The 21357-nt window shown below is 61.0% G+C and carries 17 protein-coding genes, 1 tRNA gene and 1 pseudogene; 9 read left to right on the plus strand and 10 right to left on the minus strand.

The genetic code is table 11. The features are described from left to right. Nucleotides 1-4: 4 nt before the first annotated feature. Nucleotides 5-1132, minus strand: coding sequence for a GGDEF domain-containing protein (locus tag PG896_RS14135; protein WP_270835827.1), 1128 nt, complete (start codon nucleotides 1130-1132; stop codon nucleotides 5-7). A gap of 461 nt (nucleotides 1133-1593) precedes the next feature. Here PG896_RS14135 and PG896_RS14140 point away from each other — a divergent pair, with 461 nt between their 5' ends. The 5 genes from PG896_RS14140 to PG896_RS14160 all read left to right on the plus strand — a co-directional run bounded on the left by PG896_RS14140 (nucleotide 1594) and on the right by PG896_RS14160 (nucleotide 5303). After that, nucleotides 1594-2382, plus strand: a complete 789-nt coding sequence (locus PG896_RS14140; RefSeq protein WP_010675255.1) for a transporter substrate-binding domain-containing protein — start codon at nucleotides 1594-1596, stop codon at nucleotides 2380-2382. Nucleotides 2383-2481: 99 nt separating this feature from the next. Continuing rightward, the gene (locus tag PG896_RS14145) at nucleotides 2482-3426 is read left to right on the plus strand and encodes an amino acid ABC transporter permease (protein WP_041201654.1); all 945 of its coding nucleotides are present in this window, start codon (nucleotides 2482-2484) and stop codon (nucleotides 3424-3426) included. Further along, a complete protein-coding gene (locus tag PG896_RS14150; RefSeq protein WP_257692682.1) occupies nucleotides 3410-3532 on the plus strand; it encodes a hypothetical protein in 123 nt (40 codons plus the stop codon). Before PG896_RS14145 ends, PG896_RS14150 begins: the two co-directional genes overlap by 17 nt. Then, the gene (locus tag PG896_RS14155) at nucleotides 3516-4259 is read left to right on the plus strand and encodes an amino acid ABC transporter ATP-binding protein (protein WP_010675257.1); all 744 of its coding nucleotides are present in this window, start codon (nucleotides 3516-3518) and stop codon (nucleotides 4257-4259) included. The genes PG896_RS14150 and PG896_RS14155 overlap by 17 nt, the downstream gene beginning before the upstream one ends. Nucleotides 4260-4463: 204 nt before the next feature. Further along, on the plus strand, nucleotides 4464-5303 hold the full coding sequence (locus PG896_RS14160; protein WP_202007421.1) for a sterol desaturase family protein: 840 nt from the start codon (nucleotides 4464-4466) through the stop codon (nucleotides 5301-5303). Between the two features lie 66 nt (nucleotides 5304-5369). On the opposite strand, the gene PG896_RS14165 is transcribed toward PG896_RS14160, so the two are convergent. The 9 genes and pseudogenes from PG896_RS14165 to tadA all read right to left on the minus strand — a co-directional run bounded on the left by PG896_RS14165 (nucleotide 5370) and on the right by tadA (nucleotide 16546). Then, nucleotides 5370-6779, minus strand: coding sequence for a basic amino acid/polyamine antiporter (locus PG896_RS14165; protein WP_042864109.1), 1410 nt, complete (start codon nucleotides 6777-6779; stop codon nucleotides 5370-5372). Between the two features lie 9 nt (nucleotides 6780-6788). Further along, a pseudogene (locus PG896_RS14170) lies at nucleotides 6789-7696 on the minus strand (homocysteine S-methyltransferase family protein). A gap of 293 nt (nucleotides 7697-7989) precedes the next feature. Next, nucleotides 7990-8532, minus strand: a complete 543-nt coding sequence (locus tag PG896_RS14175) for a hypothetical protein (RefSeq protein ID WP_270835828.1) — start codon at nucleotides 8530-8532, stop codon at nucleotides 7990-7992. Nucleotides 8533-8550: 18 nt separating this feature from the next. Next, nucleotides 8551-9870: a hemolysin family protein gene (locus PG896_RS14180; RefSeq protein WP_041213150.1), complete on the minus strand. Its 1320-nt coding sequence runs from the start codon at nucleotides 9868-9870 to the stop codon at nucleotides 8551-8553. Nucleotides 9871-10111: 241 nt separating this feature from the next. Next, entirely contained in the window at nucleotides 10112-10822 is a 711-nt protein-coding gene (gene phoU / locus PG896_RS14185) for a phosphate signaling complex protein PhoU (RefSeq protein WP_029314752.1), read from the minus strand. Nucleotides 10823-11001: 179 nt separating this feature from the next. Continuing rightward, a complete protein-coding gene (pstB, locus tag PG896_RS14190; RefSeq protein WP_257710305.1) occupies nucleotides 11002-11820 on the minus strand; it encodes a phosphate ABC transporter ATP-binding protein PstB in 819 nt (272 codons plus the stop codon). A 104-nt stretch (nucleotides 11821-11924) separates the two neighbouring features. After that, nucleotides 11925-13574: a phosphate ABC transporter permease PstA gene (gene pstA, locus PG896_RS14195; protein WP_042017560.1), complete on the minus strand. Its 1650-nt coding sequence runs from the start codon at nucleotides 13572-13574 to the stop codon at nucleotides 11925-11927. Nucleotides 13575-13591: 17 nt separating this feature from the next. After that, nucleotides 13592-15829, minus strand: coding sequence for an ABC transporter permease subunit (locus PG896_RS14200; protein WP_257710306.1), 2238 nt, complete (start codon nucleotides 15827-15829; stop codon nucleotides 13592-13594). Between the two features lie 168 nt (nucleotides 15830-15997). Continuing rightward, a complete protein-coding gene (gene tadA / locus PG896_RS14205) occupies nucleotides 15998-16546 on the minus strand; it encodes a tRNA adenosine(34) deaminase TadA (protein ID WP_257710307.1) in 549 nt (182 codons plus the stop codon). 385 nt (nucleotides 16547-16931) lie between these two features. On the opposite strand from tadA, the gene PG896_RS14210 reads away from it, so the two are divergent. The 4 genes from PG896_RS14210 to aceA all read left to right on the plus strand — a co-directional run bounded on the left by PG896_RS14210 (nucleotide 16932) and on the right by aceA (nucleotide 21088). Then, a tRNA-Pro gene (locus PG896_RS14210) sits at nucleotides 16932-17008 on the plus strand. Nucleotides 17009-17265: 257 nt separating this feature from the next. Further along, nucleotides 17266-17406, plus strand: a complete 141-nt coding sequence (locus PG896_RS14215) for a hypothetical protein (RefSeq protein WP_010675269.1) — start codon at nucleotides 17266-17268, stop codon at nucleotides 17404-17406. A gap of 691 nt (nucleotides 17407-18097) precedes the next feature. Further along, nucleotides 18098-19705, plus strand: coding sequence for a malate synthase A (gene aceB, locus PG896_RS14220; protein WP_160838641.1), 1608 nt, complete (start codon nucleotides 18098-18100; stop codon nucleotides 19703-19705). Between the two features lie 69 nt (nucleotides 19706-19774). Further along, nucleotides 19775-21088 carry an isocitrate lyase gene (aceA, locus tag PG896_RS14225; RefSeq protein ID WP_010675271.1) on the plus strand — a complete coding sequence of 438 codons (1314 nt, stop codon included), beginning with the start codon at nucleotides 19775-19777 and terminating at the stop codon, nucleotides 21086-21088. Nucleotides 21089-21357 lie beyond the last annotated feature (269 nt).

Raw genomic sequence — 21357 nt, forward strand, 5'->3', positions numbered from 1 at the left:
GGGATCAGGCCCCCTGACAGATCCGGTTCTTGCCCTCCCGCTTGGCCTGATAGAGAGCGCGATCTGCCTGGCTGAACAGGGTGTCAAAGTGCCATTCACGGGCGCTGGGCGCCCACCCCAGGCTGGCCGTCACCCGGACCCCCTTCAGCCCCAGCGTTTCTATCCCCTGGCGGATCTGCTCGCAGCGCGCCTGCTGGGCCAGGGGGTCCCGCTCGGGCAACAGCAGCACAAACTCTTCCCCGCCGAAGCGGCTGGCCACCAGATCCCGCTGGCCGGCAAGATAGCGACCCACCGCCTCCAGCACCCTGTCCCCGGTCTCGTGACCGTGGCGATCGTTGATCTGCTTGAAGTCGTCGAGATCCAGCACCACCAGCGCCCCCTGCCTTGCCATCGTCACGCAGTGATCCATGAAGCCGCGCCGGTTCAGGAGGCCGGTCAGGGGATCCTGGCTGGCCTGTCGACGCAGGGCCAGGGCCCGGTACTGGGTACAGAGCAGCAGCACCCCGAAGGTCGACAGATAGTTGCCCATCAGCATGGAGAGGAAGGGGAGCACATTGACCGCATGCTGATCCATCAGGACCCGCACCTCGCCGCCGAGCAGGGCCCCCATGCGCACCAGATTGAAACCGTAGAGCAGGATGTTGACCACGGTGAACACCAGCACCGCAGGCAGATAGTCAGGGTAGCCATGGCGCCAGATGAGCCAGACAATCACCGCCCCCACCATCATGTAGCTCAGGCAGGCCAGCAGCACCCGGGGGGCCATCTTGTCGTTGAAGATGACGCTCCAGCAGAGGATCAGCAGATAGACCAGCATGAAGAGGGTGAAGGCCCGCCAGTTTGGCGGCTCCCCGAAGAAGCGCTGGATGGCGAGTGGCATCAGGGCGAGGCAGAAGGTGATGAGCAGGTTGGCCAGCCAGATCCCCGCGATATGGGGGGCAAATGCCTGCATGAAGAAGAGCGATTGCGCCGCCAGGGCACAGAGGCTGGACCACCACCAGAGCCCGAGACCGGGTATTTCCCTGTGGGTCCACCAGATGATGGAAAGGGTGATGAATCCCAGGCTGTAGCCCCCGAGGGCCATCAACATCAGGGTAAATACGTCCAGATTGAGCCGAATTGAGGCGTCCATTCCCGAACCTTCCAATGGGGATGGCTGAGTATATGGGAAGCCCATGACAAGACACAGAGGGAGCCTATGGGCCGGGCAAAAATATTTGCCCAGCTCGCACGCCCTACTCCCCTTGAAGCGTGCCGGACAACGCCCTGTCTGTGCCCGGATTTTCCACCGAGACGGCCGCCGGATATTTTGCACTTGAACCGGCGCCATTAGATAGATATGTTGTTTTCATGTGGTTTTATGAGTCACCACGAGGGATAAAAGTCTCCATAACTTATTGAGTCTTCTGGCAAAAACAGGTTTTGGTACATTTTTCATCCAACGAACCATTCATAGAATCTCATATGGGGCTTTTGCCCCGACCAAGACAATAATCCTGTCTTGCCTGCTGCCGGATGCAGCAGTCTCTTGTGCCATGGAGTCGCACGGGAGCAGGTTCAAGGCCGACCACATTTACGACAGAGACGTCATTTATGATCAAAAAACTCATTCTCTCTACCCTGCTGCTGTGCGGGCTGGCCAACGCCGCGCCCACTTCCACCCTGGATGCCGTGCTGGAGCGCGGTGTGCTGCGGGTCGGCTTCGATGCCGGCTATCAACCCTTCGAGATGACCAACAAGCAGGGCCAGTACATCGGCTTTGACGTGGATCTCGCCAAGATGGTCGCCAAGGAGATGGGCGTGAAGGTGGAGTTCGTCAACACCGCCTGGGACGGCATCATCCCCGCGCTCTTGACCGACAAGTTCGACGTCATCATGGGCGGCATGACCGTCACTCCCCAGCGCAACCTGCGCGTGAACTTTGCCGATCCCTACATCGTCGTCGGCCAGACCATCGTGCTTCGCAAGGACAAGGCGGGCGAAATCAAATCCTTCCAGGACCTCAACGATCCCAAATACAAGATCGCGGTCAAACTCGGCACCACCGGCGAGCAAGCGGTCAAGCGCATGATCCCCAAAGCCACCCTGCTGCAGTTTGAAACCCAGGATGACGCCAAGCTGGAAGTGATCAACGGCAAGGTGGATGCCTTCGTCTACGACCTGCCCTACAACGCCATTTTCGCGTCCCAGAACCAGGGCGCCGTGGTACACCTCGACAAGCCGTTCACCTTCGAGCCGCTGGCCTGGGCCATCCGCAAGGGAGATCAGGACACCCTCAACTGGTTCAACAACTACCTGCGCCAGATCAAGGGCGACGGCAGCTACGACCGTCTCTACAAGAAGTGGTTTGAATCCACCGCCTGGCTGAACCAGCTCAAATAACCTCTCAAAGGGGCGGCATGCCGCCCCTTCACGCAGACTCCCCACACGATAACGACAAAAGAGGTTGTGACAGTGATCAACCCCAAACTCACAAGACAGATGGAAAAACAGCCCAATCAGCTGCTCTGGCACGGGATCTTCCTGCTGCTGGTGCTGGCCGCCATTTTCGGCATCTACAAGGCCGTGCAGGCAGTGGATTACACCTGGCGCTGGGAACGCATTCCCCAGTACATCGCCTATCAGGCAGAACAGAAACACTATGCCGAGTTTGACGGCACCGTGGTCGCGGACAAGGGACAGCTCTTCCTGCAAGACGATCTCGACCCCAGCCGCCGTCAGGCCATCGCACCCAAGGGCTCCCAGCTGGCTGAAGGGGATACCGTCTTCCTCGGCGATACCCTGGATGTGCAACTGAGCTGGACCGCCGGCCCCATCGCCTGGGGCGTCTGGGTCACGGTCAAGCTCTCCCTGGTGGCGGGCATCTTCGCCATCCTGCTTGGCACCCTGGCCGGGCTCGCCCGCCTCTCCCCCAATCCGGCCCTGCGCAACCTGGCCGTGACCTATGTGGAGCTCATCCGTGGCACCCCGTTGCTGGTGCAGATCTTCATCGTCTATTTCTTTATCGGCACCGTGCTGAACCTCGACCGATTCACCGCTGGTGTGGCGGCGCTCGCGGTCTTCACCGGCGCCTACGTGGCGGAGATCGTGCGCGCCGGCATCAGCTCCATTCACAAGGGGCAGATGGAAGCGGGCAGAAGCCTTGGCATGACCTCGGCCCAGACCATGCGCTACGTCATCCTGCCCCAGGCCTTCAAACGGGTGCTGCCACCGCTCGCGGGTCAGTTCATCAACCTCATCAAGGACTCCTCTCTGGTCTCCGTCATCTCCATCACCGATCTCACCAAGGCGGGGCGCGAAGTGGTCAGCTCCACCTTCAGCCCGTTCGAGGTGTGGTTCACCGTGGCCCTGCTCTATCTGGTGCTGACCGGCACTCTCTCCTTCCTGGTGCGTCGTCTGGAGGTGAAATATGCGCGCAGCAACTGATCCCGTTATCAAGGCGCCATCGGTGTCGAAACGTTCTGCCATCACCGGCACTCCCTGTCCCTTCCCGGTGCGTCGTCTGGAGGTGAACTATGCGCGCTGCAACTGATCCCATCATCAAGGCGACCGGTGTAGAGAAGTTCTACGGCACTGAGGTGCACGCCCTGAAAAACGTCAGCACCCAGGTGGCCGAAGGGGAAGTGGTGGTGATCGTGGGGCCGAGCGGCTCGGGCAAGTCCACCTTCCTGCGCACCCTCAACCAGCTGGAGACCATCAACGATGGCAATATCGTGGTCGACGGCATCAGCCTCACCGAACCCGGGGATGTCAACAAGCTGCGGGAAGAGGTGGGCATGGTGTTCCAGTCCTTCAACCTCTTCCCTCACCTGACGGTGCTGGACAACATCACCCTGGCCCCTCAGAAGGTGAGAGGGCTCTCTCGCCAGGAGGCAGAGGAGCGAGCCAAGGCCCTGCTGCTCAAGGTCGGTCTCTCCAACAAGGCCCAGAGCTACCCCTCCCAGCTCTCCGGCGGCCAGCAGCAGCGGGTGGCCATCGCCCGGGCGCTCGCCATGCAGCCGCGCATCATGCTGTTTGACGAGCCCACCAGCGCCCTCGACCCCGAAATGGTGGGAGAGGTGCTGGACGTCATGAAGGGGTTGGCCCGCGAAGGGATGACCATGGTGGTGGTGACTCACGAGATGGGCTTTGCCCGGGAAGTGGCGGACAGGGTGCTCTTCATGGAGAGCGGCGAGCTGCTGGTGGACGAGAAACCCGCCGACTTCTTCGACAATCCACCCTCCCCGCGCCTGCGCCAGTTCCTGAGCCAGGTGCTATAACCCGCGATGCACCAACACGAAGAGGGAGCCCATGGCTCCCTCTTCTATGCTTGCCTTCTTCACCCCCCAGATCATCTCCCTGGCGCATTCCTTTTCGCAGCCTTTTGCCATCGGGTTGTCACCACGCCAACGAGCAAGGATGTTAATGAAATTTTAAATTCATCCGGTATGCTGACATCCAACTGGTCCAACCGGATGGCTCACATGGATGTGCAACTGCTCCTGCTCTACCTCTCGCCCCTCTTTCTGGTTTTCATCGGCTGGGAGATGCTCTACCTGCGAAAACACGGCGCCGCCTATCCCACGGCGGGCTACCAGTGGAAGGATCTCTTCGCCAATGCCACCCTGGCACTGATGCATCAGGGGGGCGATGCCCTGGCCGCCATTGCCATCGCCTATTTCTATGACACCCTCTGGGGCTGGCGATTATTCGATATCGAGCTGAACCTCTGGAGCCTCTTGCTGCTCTTTCTGTTGCAGGATCTCTGCTACTGGCTGTTCCACTTCGCGAGCCACCATGTGCGCTGGCTCTGGGCCTCCCACGTGGTGCACCACAGCTCGGAGCGGCTCAACCTCTCCACCGCCTTTCGCCAGAGCCTGATGTACCCGGTCTCCGGCATGTGGCTGTTCTGGATCCCCATGATCCTCATCGGCTTCCCCCCCGAGGCGGTGGTGGCCACCGTGCTCTTGAGCCTGGGTTTTCAGTTCTTCGTCCACACCCAGGTGGTGGGCAAGCTGGGCAAACTTGAATGGATCTTCAACACCCCGTCCCACCACAGGGTGCACCACGCCAGCAATGCCAGATACATCGATCGCAACTTCGCCGGCGTGCTCATCATCTGGGACCGGCTGTTTGGCACCTTCGTGGAAGAAGACTTGGGCGAGCCGTGCCGTTTCGGCATCACCAAGCCAATTCACAGCTTCAACCCCCTCACACTCACCTTCCACGAGTGGCGCGACATGCTGCAAGAGGCCCGGGGCCTCCCATGGCGGCAAAAGCTCGCCGTGCTGTTTGGCAAACCGGCGGGCCCCACCAGCGGTTGACCCACCGACCAGGATAAAAAAGAGCGCCCAGGGGCGCTCTTTTTCATGACAGGGACAACCCCCGGGTCAGACGTGAACGAAGGACCAGACGGCGGGGATCAGGCTCAGCAGCGTCACCCCGGCCAGCAGCCGTTCGCGCCCGCTGAGCCGCTGTTCGGCGCCGAGCTGGCGACGGCTGTAGAGAAACAGCAGCAGACCCGGCCCGTAGAGCAGAAGCGACAGCAGCAGGTACTCCACCCCGGCGGCGTAGAGCAGCCAGAAACCATAACCGCTCGACACCAGCGCCACCACCCGCATCAGGCCGCGGCCCTGCCCCCCCTTGCCACTGAAGACCAGCTTGAGCAGGAAGAGGCCGATGAGCAGGTAGGGCACCAGGATCATGGAGGTGGAGATGAGCAGCAGGTTGGTATACCCCTTGCCAAGCAGCCATACCAGCAGCAAGCAGCCCTGCACGGTCAGGCTGGTGAGCCAGAGCGAGGCGATGGGGGTGCCGTTGCGGTTCTCGCGCCGGAAGATGGCCGGGAAGGCCCCGTGACGCGCCGCGCTGAACGGCACCTCGGCCGAGAAGAGGGTCCAGCTCACGTAGGAGGCGAGCACCGACACGATGAGGCCGGCGCTGATGAGCAGCTTGCCCCAGGAACCCGTCATCTGGGCCATCAATCCCGCCATGGAGGGATTGGGCAGGGCCGCAAGCTCCGGGCGGCTCAATATTCCGAGCGCCAGCACCGAGATGAGCACATAGAGCAGCAGCGCCAGCACCACGCCGAGCACGGTGGCGGTGCCCACGTCCCGCTTGTTTCTCGCCCGGGCCGAGAGCACCGCTGCCCCTTCGATGCCGGTGAAGACCCAGAGGGTGATGAGCATGGTGTTGCGCACCTGCTCGGAGACCGGTACCGCCAGGGTGCTGCCCTCCTGATCCGCCGCAAAGGTGACCGGATCGAACCAGTAGCAGGCGAACAGGATGAACAGCAGCAGCGGCAGGCTCTTGGCCAGGGTCGCCACCAGATTGAACAGGGCCGCCTGCTGCACGCCTCGGGCCACCAGCAGGTGCACCGCCCAGAGGATGCAGGACTCGCCGACAAAAGCTGCCAATGTGTTGCCCTCGCCAAACCAGACCCGCTCCGGCGTGTCGACGAAGCTGCCCAGCGCCGCGAAGGCGATCACCAGATACCCCACCACGCCGATGGTGGCACAGAGCCAGTATCCCCAGGCGGAGAAGAACCCCACCAGCTCGCCAAAGCCGGCTCGGGCATAGCTGTAGATGCCGCCGTCGAGCTCGGGTTTGAGCCGCGACAGGTAAAGGAAGCTCATGGCCAGCGCCAGTATGCCGACCCCGGTGACGGCCCAGCCGATCAGCACGGCGCGGGCGCCCGCCACATCGGCCATGTTCTGGGGCAGGCTGAAGATGCCGGCCCCCACCATGGAGCTGAACACCAGCGCAGTGAGGGACCAGAGCCCGATCTTGCTCTCTTTCATGGGCGCTCCTTAACGCAGCCGGCTGGCCAGCGCCTCGATGTGTTCCGGACCGATGCCGCAGCAGCCGCCGATGAGGTTTGCCCCGGCTCTGCGCCAGCGCTCGGCCCAGCCGAGGTAATCCAGCGGCCCCAGATCGCCGCGGATCTCGTCCAGACCGTCATTGGCAGTCGCCTCGCCTCCTTGGGCTGGGGCGGGAAGGCGTTGGCATAGGCGCCGAGGCGAACGTCGGTGCGCCCCTGAACCTGCAACGCGGCGACGGCCACCTTGAGCGCCCCTTCAATCACCTCGGGCTGGCAGCAGTTGAACAGGATGGCATCCACCCCGGCCGACGCCAACGCGGTCACGGCATCCGCCACCCGCTCGCCGGAGCGCAGGGTGGGCTCGCTGCCCGGCGCTTCGTCTTCCAGAGTAAAGGAGACCCAGAACGGCTTGCCGTCCTCGGGCAGCAGGGCCTTGAGGGCCAGGGGCTCGGCGATGAGGCTCATGGTCTCCGCCAGCCAGAGATCCACATGGGGTGACAGGGCACGGATAAGCGGTGTCGCCAGCTCGCTCACCCGCTCGGCCTGATAGAGGTCCGCACGATAGGAGCCAAAGAGCGGCGGCAAGGAGCCGGCCACCTTGACGGCTCCCCCCTGCTCGTCGGCCACGTCTCGGGCCAGTTGCCCGGCCAGAGCTGCAAGTGCCTCCCCTTGGGCGGCAAAGCGCGCCTCGCCGATGTGGAAGGGCACCAGGGCATAGCTGTTGGTAGTAATCACCCGGGCACCGCTCGTCGCATAGGCCTGGTGTACCTCGCGCACCGTCTCGGGCGCTTCCATCAACGCCAGCGCCGACCACTCCGGTTGACGGAACGGCGCACCACGCCGCGCCAGTTCACGGCCCATACCGCCATCGAGTACCCACAAATCCTGCTTGTCCATCTCTGTCTCTCTGCGTCTCCCCGCCATGACGGGTGTTTATTGTGTGAAACCACATTAAGCCATCAAAACATCTAGACGGCTAGAAATCCCAAATATCATGACCCAAAGTAGAACAAGAGGCAATCGGGGGCTACGAACAAATCCGGGCAAGCTCAGGATGATGGCGGCAAAGGGAGATCTCCCCGGCACAGGCATCACCTGGGCAGGCACTGAAACGACAAGAGGCCACCCCGGGGGGTGGCCTCTTGTGAAACAGGGGATCAAGGCGGGCATAGCCGCCGATAACCAGGGGCTCAGCGCCCGGCCAGCACCCGCTTGGTCTGCTTGACCCAGTCGGAGACCCGGCCCTGCTGGGGATAGCCCTGCCAGATCTGCTCCCACTGGGCGGGGCTGAGGGGGCGGCCCAGCCGACGCTGCACCCCGGCATAGAGGTAGTCGTGGGCCGTGGTGCGTGCCTGGGCCGAGGTGAGGAACTTGGCAACAGGGTCGGTGAGACGCACGTCCCGCATGCCGAGCAGCGGATAGTCGCTGTGCACCGCCGCCAGCATGGTCTCGCGCATGGCGGATTCGATGTAACCCCGGGCAAACAGGGCGGTGACCGATTCAAGCGACCCTTGATCCGGGCCGTGATACTCCTCGTCGAACACCGGGCTGGGCTCTGCCACGGCGCTTTGCACCACCGCATCGGGATCCTGCTGCGGGACCACCACGGCAGGCTCGGGGGTAACGGGTTTGACAGGCGTCACCGGCTTGCGCGGTGCGCTCTGGCTGCAGGCACCCAGTGCTAGGGCGAGCGCCACACAGGCCAGCGCACGGGAATGAGTCTTCATCTTCATGATTGCTAACGAACTCCTTTAGGATTCCTGAGCGGGCTTCTCATTGCTCGCAGGTTCTACCCGGGTGACCAGCAACTGGTCAATCTTGTAACTGTCGATGTCCACCACTTCGAACTTGTAACCGGCATATTTGACCGAGTCGGTGCGCTTGGGGATCTTGCGCAGCATGTACATGATGAAACCGGCGATGGTCTCGTAGTTCTGGTTTTCCGGGAACTCCTCGATGTCGAAGGCGCGCATCACGTCGGAGATGGGGGTCACCCCGTCCACCAGCCAGGAGTTCTCGTCCCGCTGGACGATCTGCTCTTCCACCACGTGGGTGGCCCACTCCCCCATGACGGTGCTCATCAGGTCGTTCATGGTGACAATGCCCACCACCAGGGCGTATTCGTTCATCACCACCGCAAAATCGCCACGATGGTTCTTGAAGTACTCCATTGCCTCGTAGAGGTTGAGGGTGTCGGGAATGATGATGACGTTCTGAACCAGGGAGCCGCTGTTGAGATCGATGCTCTGGCCGCTGATGACGCGGATCAGCAGCTCCTTGGCATCCACGAACCCCTTGATGCTGTCGAGGTTGTGGTCGCACACCAGGAACTTGTTGTGGGGGTGCTCGGCGATCTTCGCCTTGATGCTCTCCTCCCCCTCTTGCAGGGTGAAGTAGATGAGGCTCTCGCGCGCCGTCATGGCGGAAGTGACACCCAAGGACTGGAGCTCGAACACGTTCTCAATGAGCTGGTGCTCCTCGCGCTGGATGACACCGGCTTCGGCACCTGCATCCATCACCGCATAAATATCGTCGGAGGTGATCTCGTCGTTGCGCACCATGGAGATGCGCATCAGCCGGAACAGGCCGTTGGCCATGCCGTTGAACAGCCACACCAGCGGCATCAGCAAGGTGACGCACAGCATCATGGGACGCACCACCACCACGGCGATCCGCTCGGGCATGGTCATGGCGAGGCGCTTGGGCATCAGGTCCGCTATCAGGATGAACATGCCGGTGACGAAGACGAACGAGGCCGCAGAGCTAATCTGGCCGAGCCAGGGCCCCTGGTAGAAGCCGGCAATCAGCTCTCTGATGGCGGGATTGAGGGCGGATTCCCCCAGGATACCGCCGAGGATGGCGACGGTATTGAGGCCTATCTGCACCACGGTAAAGAAGTTGCCCGGCTGGGCCTGCAATGCCAGCACCTTCTCGGCGTGGCGGTTGCCCTCGTCGGCCATCACCTGCAACTTGATCTTGCGGGAGGCGGCAAGGGAGATCTCGGAGAGTGAGAAGAACACGCTGCCGGCGACCAGCAGCATCAGAAAGAACAAACTATCGGCAAAACTCATGATTAACCTATTGCTACAGCCGCCTTAGCACAAGACGGCAAACTGGGCCCGGGAAACCGGACCGTGACTCCATCCGGGACTCACACAGGGGCCATATTCTAGCAGAAAAGCGCCCGCTGGGTGGCGTTATCTTGAACTGCCGTGCCATGCAATGAAAAAGGCGCTCAAAGCGCCTTTTTATTCAATCAAGGCTGGATTCCCGTCGTGCAGCCGCGACGGAGTCTCCACCCAAGGAGCCCCATCAGCCCTTGCCCAGCAGATCGCTCAGGTCATCGGCCTTGGTGTGACGCACATCCTTGCCCTTGACGTAGTAGACGATGTACTCGCAGATGTGCTGGCAGCGATCACCGACCCGCTCGATGGCCCGTGCCGCCCACAAGACGTTCAGCACCTGGGGGATGGTGCGCGGATCTTCCATCATGTAGGTCATCAGCTCGCGGATGATGGACTCGTACTCCCGATCCACCTTGTCATCTTCCTTGTAGACCGCCAGGGCGGCATCCAGATCCATGCGGGCGAAGGCGTCGAGCACGTCGTGGAGCATCTTGATGGTGCGACGCCCCATGTTCTCCAGCGACACCAGCGGTGGCTGGGGCTTGTTGGCGTTGTCGGTCAGCATGCGGGCAATCTTGTCCGCCACGTCGCCGATCCGCTCCAGATCCGTGATGGTCTTGATGATGGCCATCACCAGCCGCAGGTCGGACGCGGTGGGCTGACGCTTGGCGATGATGCGGGTGCACTCCTCGTCGATCGCCACTTCCATGGCGTTGACCTTGTGGTCGTTGGCCACGATCTTGCGCGCCGCATCCAGATCCTGGCCATGGATGGCGGCGATGGCGTCGGTGAGTTGCTTCTCCACCAGCCCCCCCATCACCAGTACCTGATTGCGCACGCTCTCAAGCTCGGCATTGAACTGACCGGAGATGTGTTTGTTGAGGTTCATATTGTCCATACCAGTAATCCTTGTTGCTCCGATTATGCCTTAGCCGTTGAACTGACTGCCAATCTGTTTGTTGATGCCCATCTTGTTCATCTCAATCACCCTTGTTGCACCAACATGCCTTAGCCGTTGAACTGACTGCCAATCTGCTTGTTGATGCTCATCTTGCTCATCTCAATCACCGGCATCCCTTAGCCGTAACGACCGGTAATGTAGTCTTCGGTCTTCTTCTTGGCCGGGGTGGTGAAGATAGTGTTGGTATTCGAGTACTCGATGAGTTCCCCCATGTACATGAACGCGGTCTGATCCGAGACCCGCGCCGCCTGCTGCATGTTGTGGGTCACGATCACCACGGTGAACTGGCTCTTGAGCTCGTTGATGAGCTCCTCGATGGTGAGGGTGGAGATGGGGTCCAGCGCCGAGGTCGGTTCATCGAGCAGCAGCACTTCCGGCTCGATGGCGATGGCACGGGCAATCACCAGACGCTGCTGCTGACCACCGGAGAGGCCGAAGGCGTTGTCGTGCAGACGATCCTTCACCTCCTCCCACAGGGCGGCACCGCGCAGGGAACGCTCGGCGGCCTCGTCCAGAGTACGGCGGTCGTTGATGCCCTGCAGGCGCAGGCCGTAGACCACGTTCTCGAAGATGGACTTGGGGAAGGGGTTGGGGCGCTGGAACACCATGCCCACCTGGCGGCGAAGGGCGGAGACATCCACGCTCTTGTCATAGATGTTGTGGCCGTGCAGCTGGATCTCCCCCTCGATGCGGCAGATCTCCACCAGATCGTTCATCCGGTTGATGCAGCGCAGCAAAGTGGACTTGCCGCAACCGGACGGGCCGATGAAGGCGGTTACCTGACCCCTGGGGATCTTCATGTTGACGTTGAACAGCGCCTGCTTGTTGCCGTAGTACAGGTTGAGATCCTTCACCTCCAGCGCAGTCTGCTCCGGGGTCAGCTTGAGCAGGTCGGTGGCGGTGTGCGGGGCCGAACTCGGTGTTACGTTGATCATCTGTTTACCTCAAATTCTCTTGGTGGCAGCGGGCAAACGTCTTGCCCGCTGCCGGAATATCTGGTTGGCAGGGAAGACCCCTGCCCGTCTCTGTAATGGCTGGATTAATGTTCCAGCGACCGGAATTTCTCGCGCAGGTGGTTACGAATACCGATCGCCGTCAGGTTGAGGCCGACGATCACCGTCACCAGCAGGAAGGAGGTGGCGTAGACCAGAGGACGCGCCGCCTCGACGTTCGGGCTCTGGAAGCCCACGTCATAGATGTGGAAGCCCAGGTGCATGAACTTGCGCTCCACGTGCAGGTACGGGAAGTTGCCGTCCATCGGCAACGTGGGAGCAAGCTTCACCACCCCCACCAGCATCAGCGGCGCCACCTCGCCCGCCGCACGGGCGATGGCCAGGATAAGGCCGGTCATGATGGCCGGGCTTGCCATGGGCAGCACGATGCGCCACAGGGTCTCGGCCTGGGTGGCACCCAGCGCCAGCGAACCCTGGCGAATGGTGCTCGGGATCCGGGCCAGCCCCTCTTCGGTGGAGACGATCACCACCGGCAGGGTCAGAATGGCCAGGGTCAGAGCAGACCAGATGACACCTGGGGAGCCGAAGGTCGGGCTCGGCAGCGCTTCCGGGTAGAAGAGGCGGTCGATGCTGCCCCCCAGGGTGTAGACGAAGAAGCCCAAACCAAACACGCCGTAGACGATGGAGGGCACCCCCGCCAGGTTGATCACCGCGATGCGGATGATTTTGGTCAGGCTGTTCTTGCCCGCGTACTCGTGCAGGTAGACTGCCGCCACCACTCCGAGCGGGGTCACGATGATGGCCATCAGGATCACCATGAAGACGGTGCCGAAGATGGCCGGGAAGACGCCGCCCTCGGTGTTCGCCTCCCGGGGGTCATCGGAGACGAACTTGCCAATCTGGTGGAACCAGTGACCCACCTTGGCCATCAGGCTCATGTCGTTGGGCCAGACCACATCCAGCACCCGGGACATGGGCATGGTCACCAGCTCGCCGCGCATGTCCTTGACAGTGATGCTGTCTCTGTCCGCCTGGGTACGCAGGGAGAAGAGCTCTTTCTCCAGCACCTGGTAACGGTCGTTGAGCGCCTGACGCTCGCTCGCCAGCTCGGCTTTAAGCTGATCGGTCAGCTTGTCATCCAGCTCGGCCTTGCGCTCTTTCAGGCGCAGGCGCTCCAGTTGGTAGTTGATGCTGCCGATGGCCCCTTTTTGCAGGTCGTTGGCTTGGCTTGAGAGGCCGTTGGCACGGGCCAGCACCCGCTGCAAGGCGGGATGCAGATCCGTGGTCAGCTCCTGGCCATCTTCCTTCACCGAGGTGATGTAACCATAGAAGTTGCCGTTGGTGGCGCGTTCCACCATGGCGAGCTCCGCCGGCTGGGTGCGCGATTTGATATCGGTCTCCAGCACCCAGCGAAAATCGAGGTCCACGAACTCCCGGTTGCCGGTCTTGACCAGATAACGGGTAATCTCTTCGCGATCCTCCCCTTCCAGCGCCTGGCCTGCGGCGCGCAGGCGCTCCACCGGCACCAGCTCCCGGTCGTTGATCTCGCCAATCAGGACGCTCTTGTTGCCGCTTGCATCTTCAAGTTGCCACTCATAGATGGGATGGGGCCAGAAATAGACCAGACCACGCCAGCCAATCAGCAACAACAGACCCAGTACGGCCACCAGACTCAGGCTGACGGCGCCCCCCGTCATCCAGATCCAGGGGGCCCCCGATTTAAACCACTTACCCATTGTCGATTCCTTAGTCCTTACAGAGAGCTGTACTTTTCACGCAACCGCTGGCGAACGAATTCGGCCAGGGTATTGAACAAGAAGGTGAACACAAACAGCACGAAGGCGGCGAGGAAGAGCACCCGATAGTGGGAGCTGCCCACTTCCGATTCCGGCATCTCCACCGCGATGTTCGCCGCCAGGGTCCGCAGCCCCTGGAACATGGAAAAGTCCATGATGGGGGTGTTGCCGGTGGCCATCAGCACGATCATGGTCTCGCCCACGGCGCGGCCAAGGCCCATCATCACCGCCGAGAAGATGCCCGGACTCGCGGTGAGGATCACCACCCGGCTCAGGGTCTGCCACGGGGTCGCCCCCAGCGCAAGCGAGCCCTGGGTCAGGTGCTTGGGCACCGAGAAGACCGCGTCTTCGGCGATGGAGAAGATGGTGGGGATGACCGCAAAGCCCATGGCGATACCGACCACCAGTGAGTTGCGCTGGTCAAACTTGATGCCCATGTCGTGGGTCAGCCAGATGCGCGAATCACCGTGCATGAAGGCGTTCTCGATGATGGGACTCAAGGCGAAGGCGCCCCATCCGATGAACAGCAGCACAGGGATAAGCAGAATGGCGTGCCAGCCTTCCGGCAGCCAGGTGCGGCCGCGCTCCGGCAGATAGTTCCACACCAGGGCGGTGAGCAGCATGCCCATGGGCAGCAGGATCAGCAGCAGGATCACCCCGGGCAGGGCCCCTTCGATGATGGGAGCGAGCCACAGACCCGCCAGGAAGCCGAGGATGACGGTCGGCAGCGCCGCCATGATCTCCACCGTCGGCTTGACGTATTTGCGCAGCCCCGCCGACATGAAGTAGGCGGTATAGATGGCGCCGGCGACACCCAGGGGCACCGCGAACACCATGGCATAGAAGGAGGCTTTCAAGGTACCGAACACCAGGGGCACCAGGCTCAGCTTGGCTTCGAAGTCGTTGCTGGCGGAGGTGGACTGCCACACGTACTGGGGCTCGGGATAGCCTTCATACCACACCTGTTGCCAGAGGGCAGACCAGGTTACCTCGGGGTGATCGTTCTCGACGTCAAAGACCTTGAAGTCATCCCCCTGCTGGGTCAACAGCAGGTTGTGACGAGGAGAGATGGCAACGGCAGCCAGGTTGCCCCCGTCAATCTTCTCGCCAAGCAGCTTGGCTTCGCCGGTGGCATGGAAGAAGTTGATGGTTCCGTCGCTGCCTGCGCTGATGAAGCCCTTGCGAAAGTGCTCGGGAGTCAGCAGGGCGACCGGCGCGTCACCCTTGAAGTCACGGATCTGGGTGAACTGGCGCTTGCCATCCTTTGCCACCTCGAACCACTGGGAGATGACGCCGTTGTCGTTGCCCACCAGCAGGGAGGACGCACCGGAGAGCAGGGCCACCTGAGTCACGCTGGCATTGGGGGCGTTGATCTCCATGACATTGCGCAGGGAGATGTCGCTCAGGTTGTGGATGTCATAGACCGACAGGCGGTTGCCCTCGCGCACGAACAACAGACGCAGGTTCGGGGTCAGCAGCATCTGGTCAACATGGCGTGGCAGAGACGGAATGGTGTAGGTCTGGTTGCTCCACTCGATTTCGCCGGAGAGGAAGTTCTCCTCGCCGCTCATCACCATCAGCACACCACGACCATCTTCGGTCACGGCCGCGGTGGCCATCTTGTCCTTGGTCGCCTCGAAGACCATGCGCGTCAGTGCCTTGCCCTGGGGATCGATCACCACGGGGGTCTCGCCGAAGGGATATTGCAGGCTGGGCTCGATGACGCGCACGTCATTGGGATAGGAGATCTTGAAATAGGGTTGCACCACCTGAGCCTTGCCGTCGGCAAACCCATAGGCGATGAGTTTCTGGCCCGGCGCAGGCGGCGCGACCGCCGTGATCTCGCCGTTCACCTGTGCCTCGCCAATCACCTGTCCGGTCTTGATCTTGCCATCCGGTTGCACGGCAAAGAATTTGACCTTCCCCTGGTCGCTGAAGCGGTAACCTATCTCGTTTTGCTCCTCGACCCCGAGCCAGGCGGTCTTGCCCTTGATGGGCAGGGTGAAGGAAGCGGTGCTCTCTATGCTGGCGCCATTGAAGATGGGCTTCACCACATAAAGCAGGTAGAAGAAGATGAGCAACAGCGCCACCAGCACCAGGGCTCCCCCTGTGGTGACGCCATATTTGGCCAATTTATCCTTGATCCGGCGTTTTCGACTGCCCGCCATGACCAGATTTAACGATTCCGATGACATGCAAGACCTCAATGTGAGCTAGGCTTGGCGGAATTATATGGTGGATGCATGACAGTTTTGTTACATCAACAGCGGCAAAGAGCGCGGGCTTCATCGCAGGGGTGGCAGTTGATATTCGGTGGGAAGCAGGCAGCCGGTCTGGCAGTGAAATAAAAGCAAACGGGGCCATCAGGCCCCGCTGTCATCTTGAGGAAGCGCCTCTTTCGCGGCGAGTCTGGCCGCCTTCTTCTCGGCGCGGCGCCGTTTGAAGAAATCCGACAGCTGGGCCGAGCAGGCGTCGGCGAGCACCTCCCCCGTCAGTGCCACCTGGTGGTTGTGGCGGGGATCCAGCAGGATATCGAACACAGACCCTGCCGCCCCCGTCTTCAAATCCCGGGCACCATAGACCACCCGCTTGACCCGGCTGTGGATGAGGGCGCCGGCACACATGCAGCAGGGCTCCAGCGTCACATAGAGGGTGGTGTCGAGCAGGCGATAGTTTTCAAGCTGCTTGCCCGCTTCCCGAAGCGCCATCACCTCGGCATGGGCACAGGCGTCGTGCTCGCTGATGGAGCGATTCCACCCCTCTGCCACTACCTTGTCCCCCAGCACCAGCACGGCGCCCACCGGGATCTCGCCTATCCCCTCTGCCCTGGCTGCCAGGGCCATGGCATGGCGCATCCAGCGTTCGTCCTCCTCGCGCTGGCTGATCTGTGCTGCAACTTCAGATGGTTTCACGCCCTGATCCTCTCGTCGATATGATGTCGGCTTGCCTGGCCCCTGCACGGCATCGGCCGCGTACTCCCGGATTGCTGCGTCCCGGCCCTGGGCACACCGGGCCCCTTCCCCCTCGCGCTGGCCGGTAGCCGGTAGCCCACGGCAGAAGATGCTGTCAATGAAAGAGAGGCCAAAGGCCCCGGCGACATAAGAACGCCCCGAGTCGGGTGTTCGCCACCCTGTGCCCGCCTAAGGGGGCGGCGATTATGCCAAAACTCCGGCCAGGGCCCAAGTTGCATCTTGGCTGAACAATAAAGAAGCAGTCGGCATCTCCCTGATAAAAAAGGAGTTGCGCCCGCCAAATCATCCGATTAGACTTCCTTCCCGTCAGCCGAGCTGACTCCGTCGGTGTGTAGCGCAGCCAGGTAGCGCATCTGCATGGGGTGTAGAGGGTCGGAGGTTCGAATCCTCTCACACCGACCATATTCCCCGAAAATAGCCCAGTCAAACGACTGGGCTATTTTTTTGCCTGCACGCCCGACGCTTGCCTCTTTTTCCTCTCGCCTCCCCCGTTCATCGGGTCGCCACTTTTTATTGGCATGAATTTTATACAGAACCACTTGAAGCTTTCATAAAGTGCCGCTAGGATACGCAACTTTTCCGCCGGCCATAAAAACAGGGAGGTGGACACTAGGGTGATGGAATCACCGACCGGCTTGCAATCAATGAGGCAAGCATCCATGACCCAAGCTGTTGACTCCCAGCCCGTTCAGCCCCTGATCTCCCCCACCCCCTCCGAGCTCGATTCCGCAGAGCACGGGTTTGGCAGTTCAGTGCACCTCGATGTGATCGATCTCGCCGCCCCGGATGAAGATTACTGAGACGAGCCCGTGCCATAGTGCGGTTCAAGACGCCGGTTTTGCTGTCCGGCACCGCCCTTGACCCCGGCCAACAGACCGCCACCGCAAATAACGACAAAATGCTAGTTTTTCTTCAAAAATCAGTTTAATTGACCATCTTCTGCGCCCAACCTCCCTCTCCTTCATGGACACGCCTTGATACAAACCTACGTTATTGCTCGTCATTTCCCTCTCTCCTGTTCGCCTTCGCAATTTTGACCCAATCTGACATTTTAGTTTTAAACACCAGTTCACTACCCGGTCACTTCATAGCCCTCATGCAGGCTGGATTGAACGAAGGCATTTCATACAGCTGTTTTTGCAAAGCTTGGAGTAATGTCGGGATTTGTTTTTGCATTTGTAATTTTATTACGTAATTAGTTACATTTTTAACCCATCCCCTCTACCGAAATCCTCCCCCCTGCCGCCCCGGCGACCCAAGAGCATAACCATCTGCAAAGAGCTTTTACACTAATCACATAAATCCATTTAAAACAGCATCTTAACTATCATCAAAAAACACCCGTTTTAAAAATCAAGTTGACGAATCCGCCATTCTTTTGCACCTTATGAATCGTGTTACCCCGCTGTTACGGGGAGTTTGAAAGAAAGGGATATAGACGTTAGTCGTAGTTAATAAATTCAAAATGTAACTTTTGGAGGAGTACCCACTATGTCGGCACCGGCCCAGACCATCAGCAGCACCCGCCTGCACATTCAAGGCGAGATGCTTCCCGATTACGCGCAGATCCTGACGCCGGATGCGGTGGCCCTGGTGTCCGAACTGGTGGAACGTTTCGCTCCCCAACGCAATGAGCTGCTGAAGCAGCGAGTCGCACGCCAGGCCCGTATCGATGGCGGCGAGTTGCCGGACTTCCTGCCAGAGACCGCCCATATTCGCGATGGTGAGTGGACGGTGCGCGGCATTCCCGCCGATCTGCAGGACCGCCGTGTGGAGATCACCGGCCCGGTCGAGCGCAAAATGGTGATCAATGCCCTCAACGCCAACGTCAAGGTCTTCATGGCCGACTTCGAGGACTCCCTGGCCCCGGCATGGAACAAGGTGATCGAGGGCCAGATCAACCTGCGCGATGCGGTCAACGGCACCATTGCCTACCAGAGCCCGGAGGGGAAGGCCTATACCCTGAATCCCAACCCGGCCGTGCTCATCTGCCGGGTTCGCGGTCTGCATCTGCCGGAGAAGCACGTCACCTTTGATGGTGCCCCCATTCCCGGCGGCCTGTTCGACTTCGCCCTCTATTTCCTGCACAACCACAAGGCGTTGCTGGCCAAGGGCTCCGGTCCCTACTTCTACGTACCCAAGCTGCAGAGCCATCTGGAAGGGCGCTGGTGGAGCGAGGTGTTCGCCTGGACCGAGGACAAATTCGGTCTGCCCCGCGGTACCATCAAGGCCACCGTGCTCATCGAAACCCTGCCGGCGGTATTCGAGATGGACGAGCTGCTCTATCAGATGAAGGATCACATCGTCGCCCTCAACTGCGGTCGCTGGGACTACATCTTCAGCTATATCAAGACCTTGAAAAACCACCCGGATCGCGTCCTGCCGGATCGTCAGGTGGTGACCATGGACAAGCCGTTCCTCTCTGCCTATTCGCAACTCCTTATCAAGACCTGCCACAAACGCGGCGCGCTGGCGATGGGGGGCATGGCCGCCTTTATCCCGGCCAAGGATCCGGCAGTGAACGCCGAAGTCTTCGCCAAGGTGAAGGCGGACAAGGAGCGTGAAGCGAACAACGGCCACGACGGCACCTGGGTCGCCCACCCCGGCCTCGCCGATACCGCCATGGCGGTGTTCAACGCCACCATTCCGGTGGGTGCCCAGAACCAGATCGGCGTGCTGCGCGAGCAGGATGCCCCCATCACGGCCGCCGACCTGCTGGCCCCCTGTGAGGGTGATCGCACCGAGGCGGGCATGCGCACCAATATCCGCGTCGCCCTGCAATACCTGGAAGCCTGGATCAACGGCAATGGCTGCGTGCCCATCTACGGACTGATGGAAGATGCCGCCACCGCCGAGATCTCCCGCACCTCCATCTGGCAGTGGATCCGCCACGGCAAGACCCTCTCCAACGGTCAGGCAGTGACCAAGGCGCTGTTCCGCCAGATGCTGGCCGAGGAGCAGGAGGTGGTCAGAGGCGAAGTGGGCGAGGCCCGCTGGCAATCGGGCCGTTTCGCCGAGGCAAGCGCCCTGATGGACGAGATCACCTGCGCCGACACACTCATCGATTTTCTGACGCTGCCCGGCTACGAGCGGCTGTGAGACCCGGGCCGGTAACGGCCCCCATAACAAGTCAATGGAAACGTGAAATCAATGAAAGAGGGAACTGATATGGCACTGACCCGTGAGCAACAGATCCAGGCTATCGAGAAAGACTGGGCAGAAAACCCCCGCTGGAAAGGGATCAAGCGCGGCTACAGCGCCGAGGACGTGGTGAACCTGCGTGGCAGCCTGCAGCCGACACACACTCTGGCCCAACGCGGCGCCGACAAACTGTGGGAGCTGATCCACGGCGGCGCCAAGAAAGGCTATGTAAACTGCCTCGGCGCCCTGACCGGCGGCCAGGCGGTGCAGCAGGCCAAGGCCGGCATCGAAGCCATCTATCTCTCCGGCTGGCAGGTGGCGGCGGACAACAACCTCTCCTCCACCATGTACCCGGATCAGTCCCTCTACCCGGCCAACTCCGTCCCCTCCGTGGTGGAGCGCATCAACAACTCCTTCGCCCGGGCCGACCAGATCCAGTGGGCCAACAAAGTTGGACCAGAGGACAAGGGCTTCATCGACTATTTCCTGCCCATAGTAGCGGATGCGGAAGCCGGTTTCGGCGGCGTGCTGAACGCCTTCGAGCTGATGAAGGGGATGATTGAAGCGGGCGCCGCCGGCGTACACTTCGAAGATCAGCTCGCGTCCGTGAAAAAATGCGGCCACATGGGCGGCAAGGTACTGGTCCCGAGCCAGGAAGCGGTGCAAAAGCTTATCGCAGCCCGCCTCGCGGCAGATGTCTGCGGTACCACCACCCTGGTCATCGCCCGCACCGACGCCAACGCAGCGGATCTGCTGACCACGGATGCCGATCCCTACGATGCCGGCTTCCTGACCGGTGAGCGCACCAGCGAGGGCTTCTACAAGGTGCAGGCCGGCATCGAGCAGGCCATCTCCCGCGGCCTGGCCTACGCCCCTTACGCCGACATGGTGTGGTGCGAGACCGCCAAGCCCGATCTGGACGAGGCGCGCAAATTTGCCGAGGCCATCAAGGCCCAGTACCCGGACAAGATCCTGGCCTACAACTGCTCCCCGAGCTTCAACTGGAAGAAGAACCTGGACGATGCCACCATCGCCCGCTTCCAGCAGGAGCTCTCCGACATGGGCTACAAGTACCAGTTCATCACCCTGGCGGGTATCCACAACATGTGGTTCCACATGTACGAGCTGGCCTACCAGTACGCCCGTGGCGAGGGAATGAAGCACTATGTCGAGATGGTGCAGCAGCCGGAATTCGCCGCCGCCGAGCGGGGCTACACCTTCGTGGCGCACCAGCAGGAAGTGGGTACCGGTTACTTCGACAAGGTGACCACCGTCATTCAGGGCGGCCAGTCGTCGGTGACCGCGCTGACCGGCTCGACCGAAGAAGATCAGTTCCACTGATAGCTGTGTAATGCTCGCAAACAAACCCCGGCCAAGTCCCGGGGTTTGTCGTTATGAGGCTTAGAACCTATCCCAGTAGGCGTAATCGTTGAAGGCAGTTTGAACACGGACAGCGCGCAGAAACCGGAGCGTACTGTAGTACGTGAGGATTTCGAGCACTGCCCAGGTTCAAAATGGCGAATAAGATAGCCTATTGACATCCTCCCCCACCTTAGCGCTTCGCGTCACAGGAGGGGGATTCCCATTACTGGGTGATAGCTGCTCGCGCA

Origin of the sequence: Aeromonas sp. QDB30, assembly GCF_027707645.1 — a bacterium.
GTDB classification, from domain to species: Bacteria; Pseudomonadota; Gammaproteobacteria; order Enterobacterales; family Aeromonadaceae; genus Aeromonas; species Aeromonas caviae.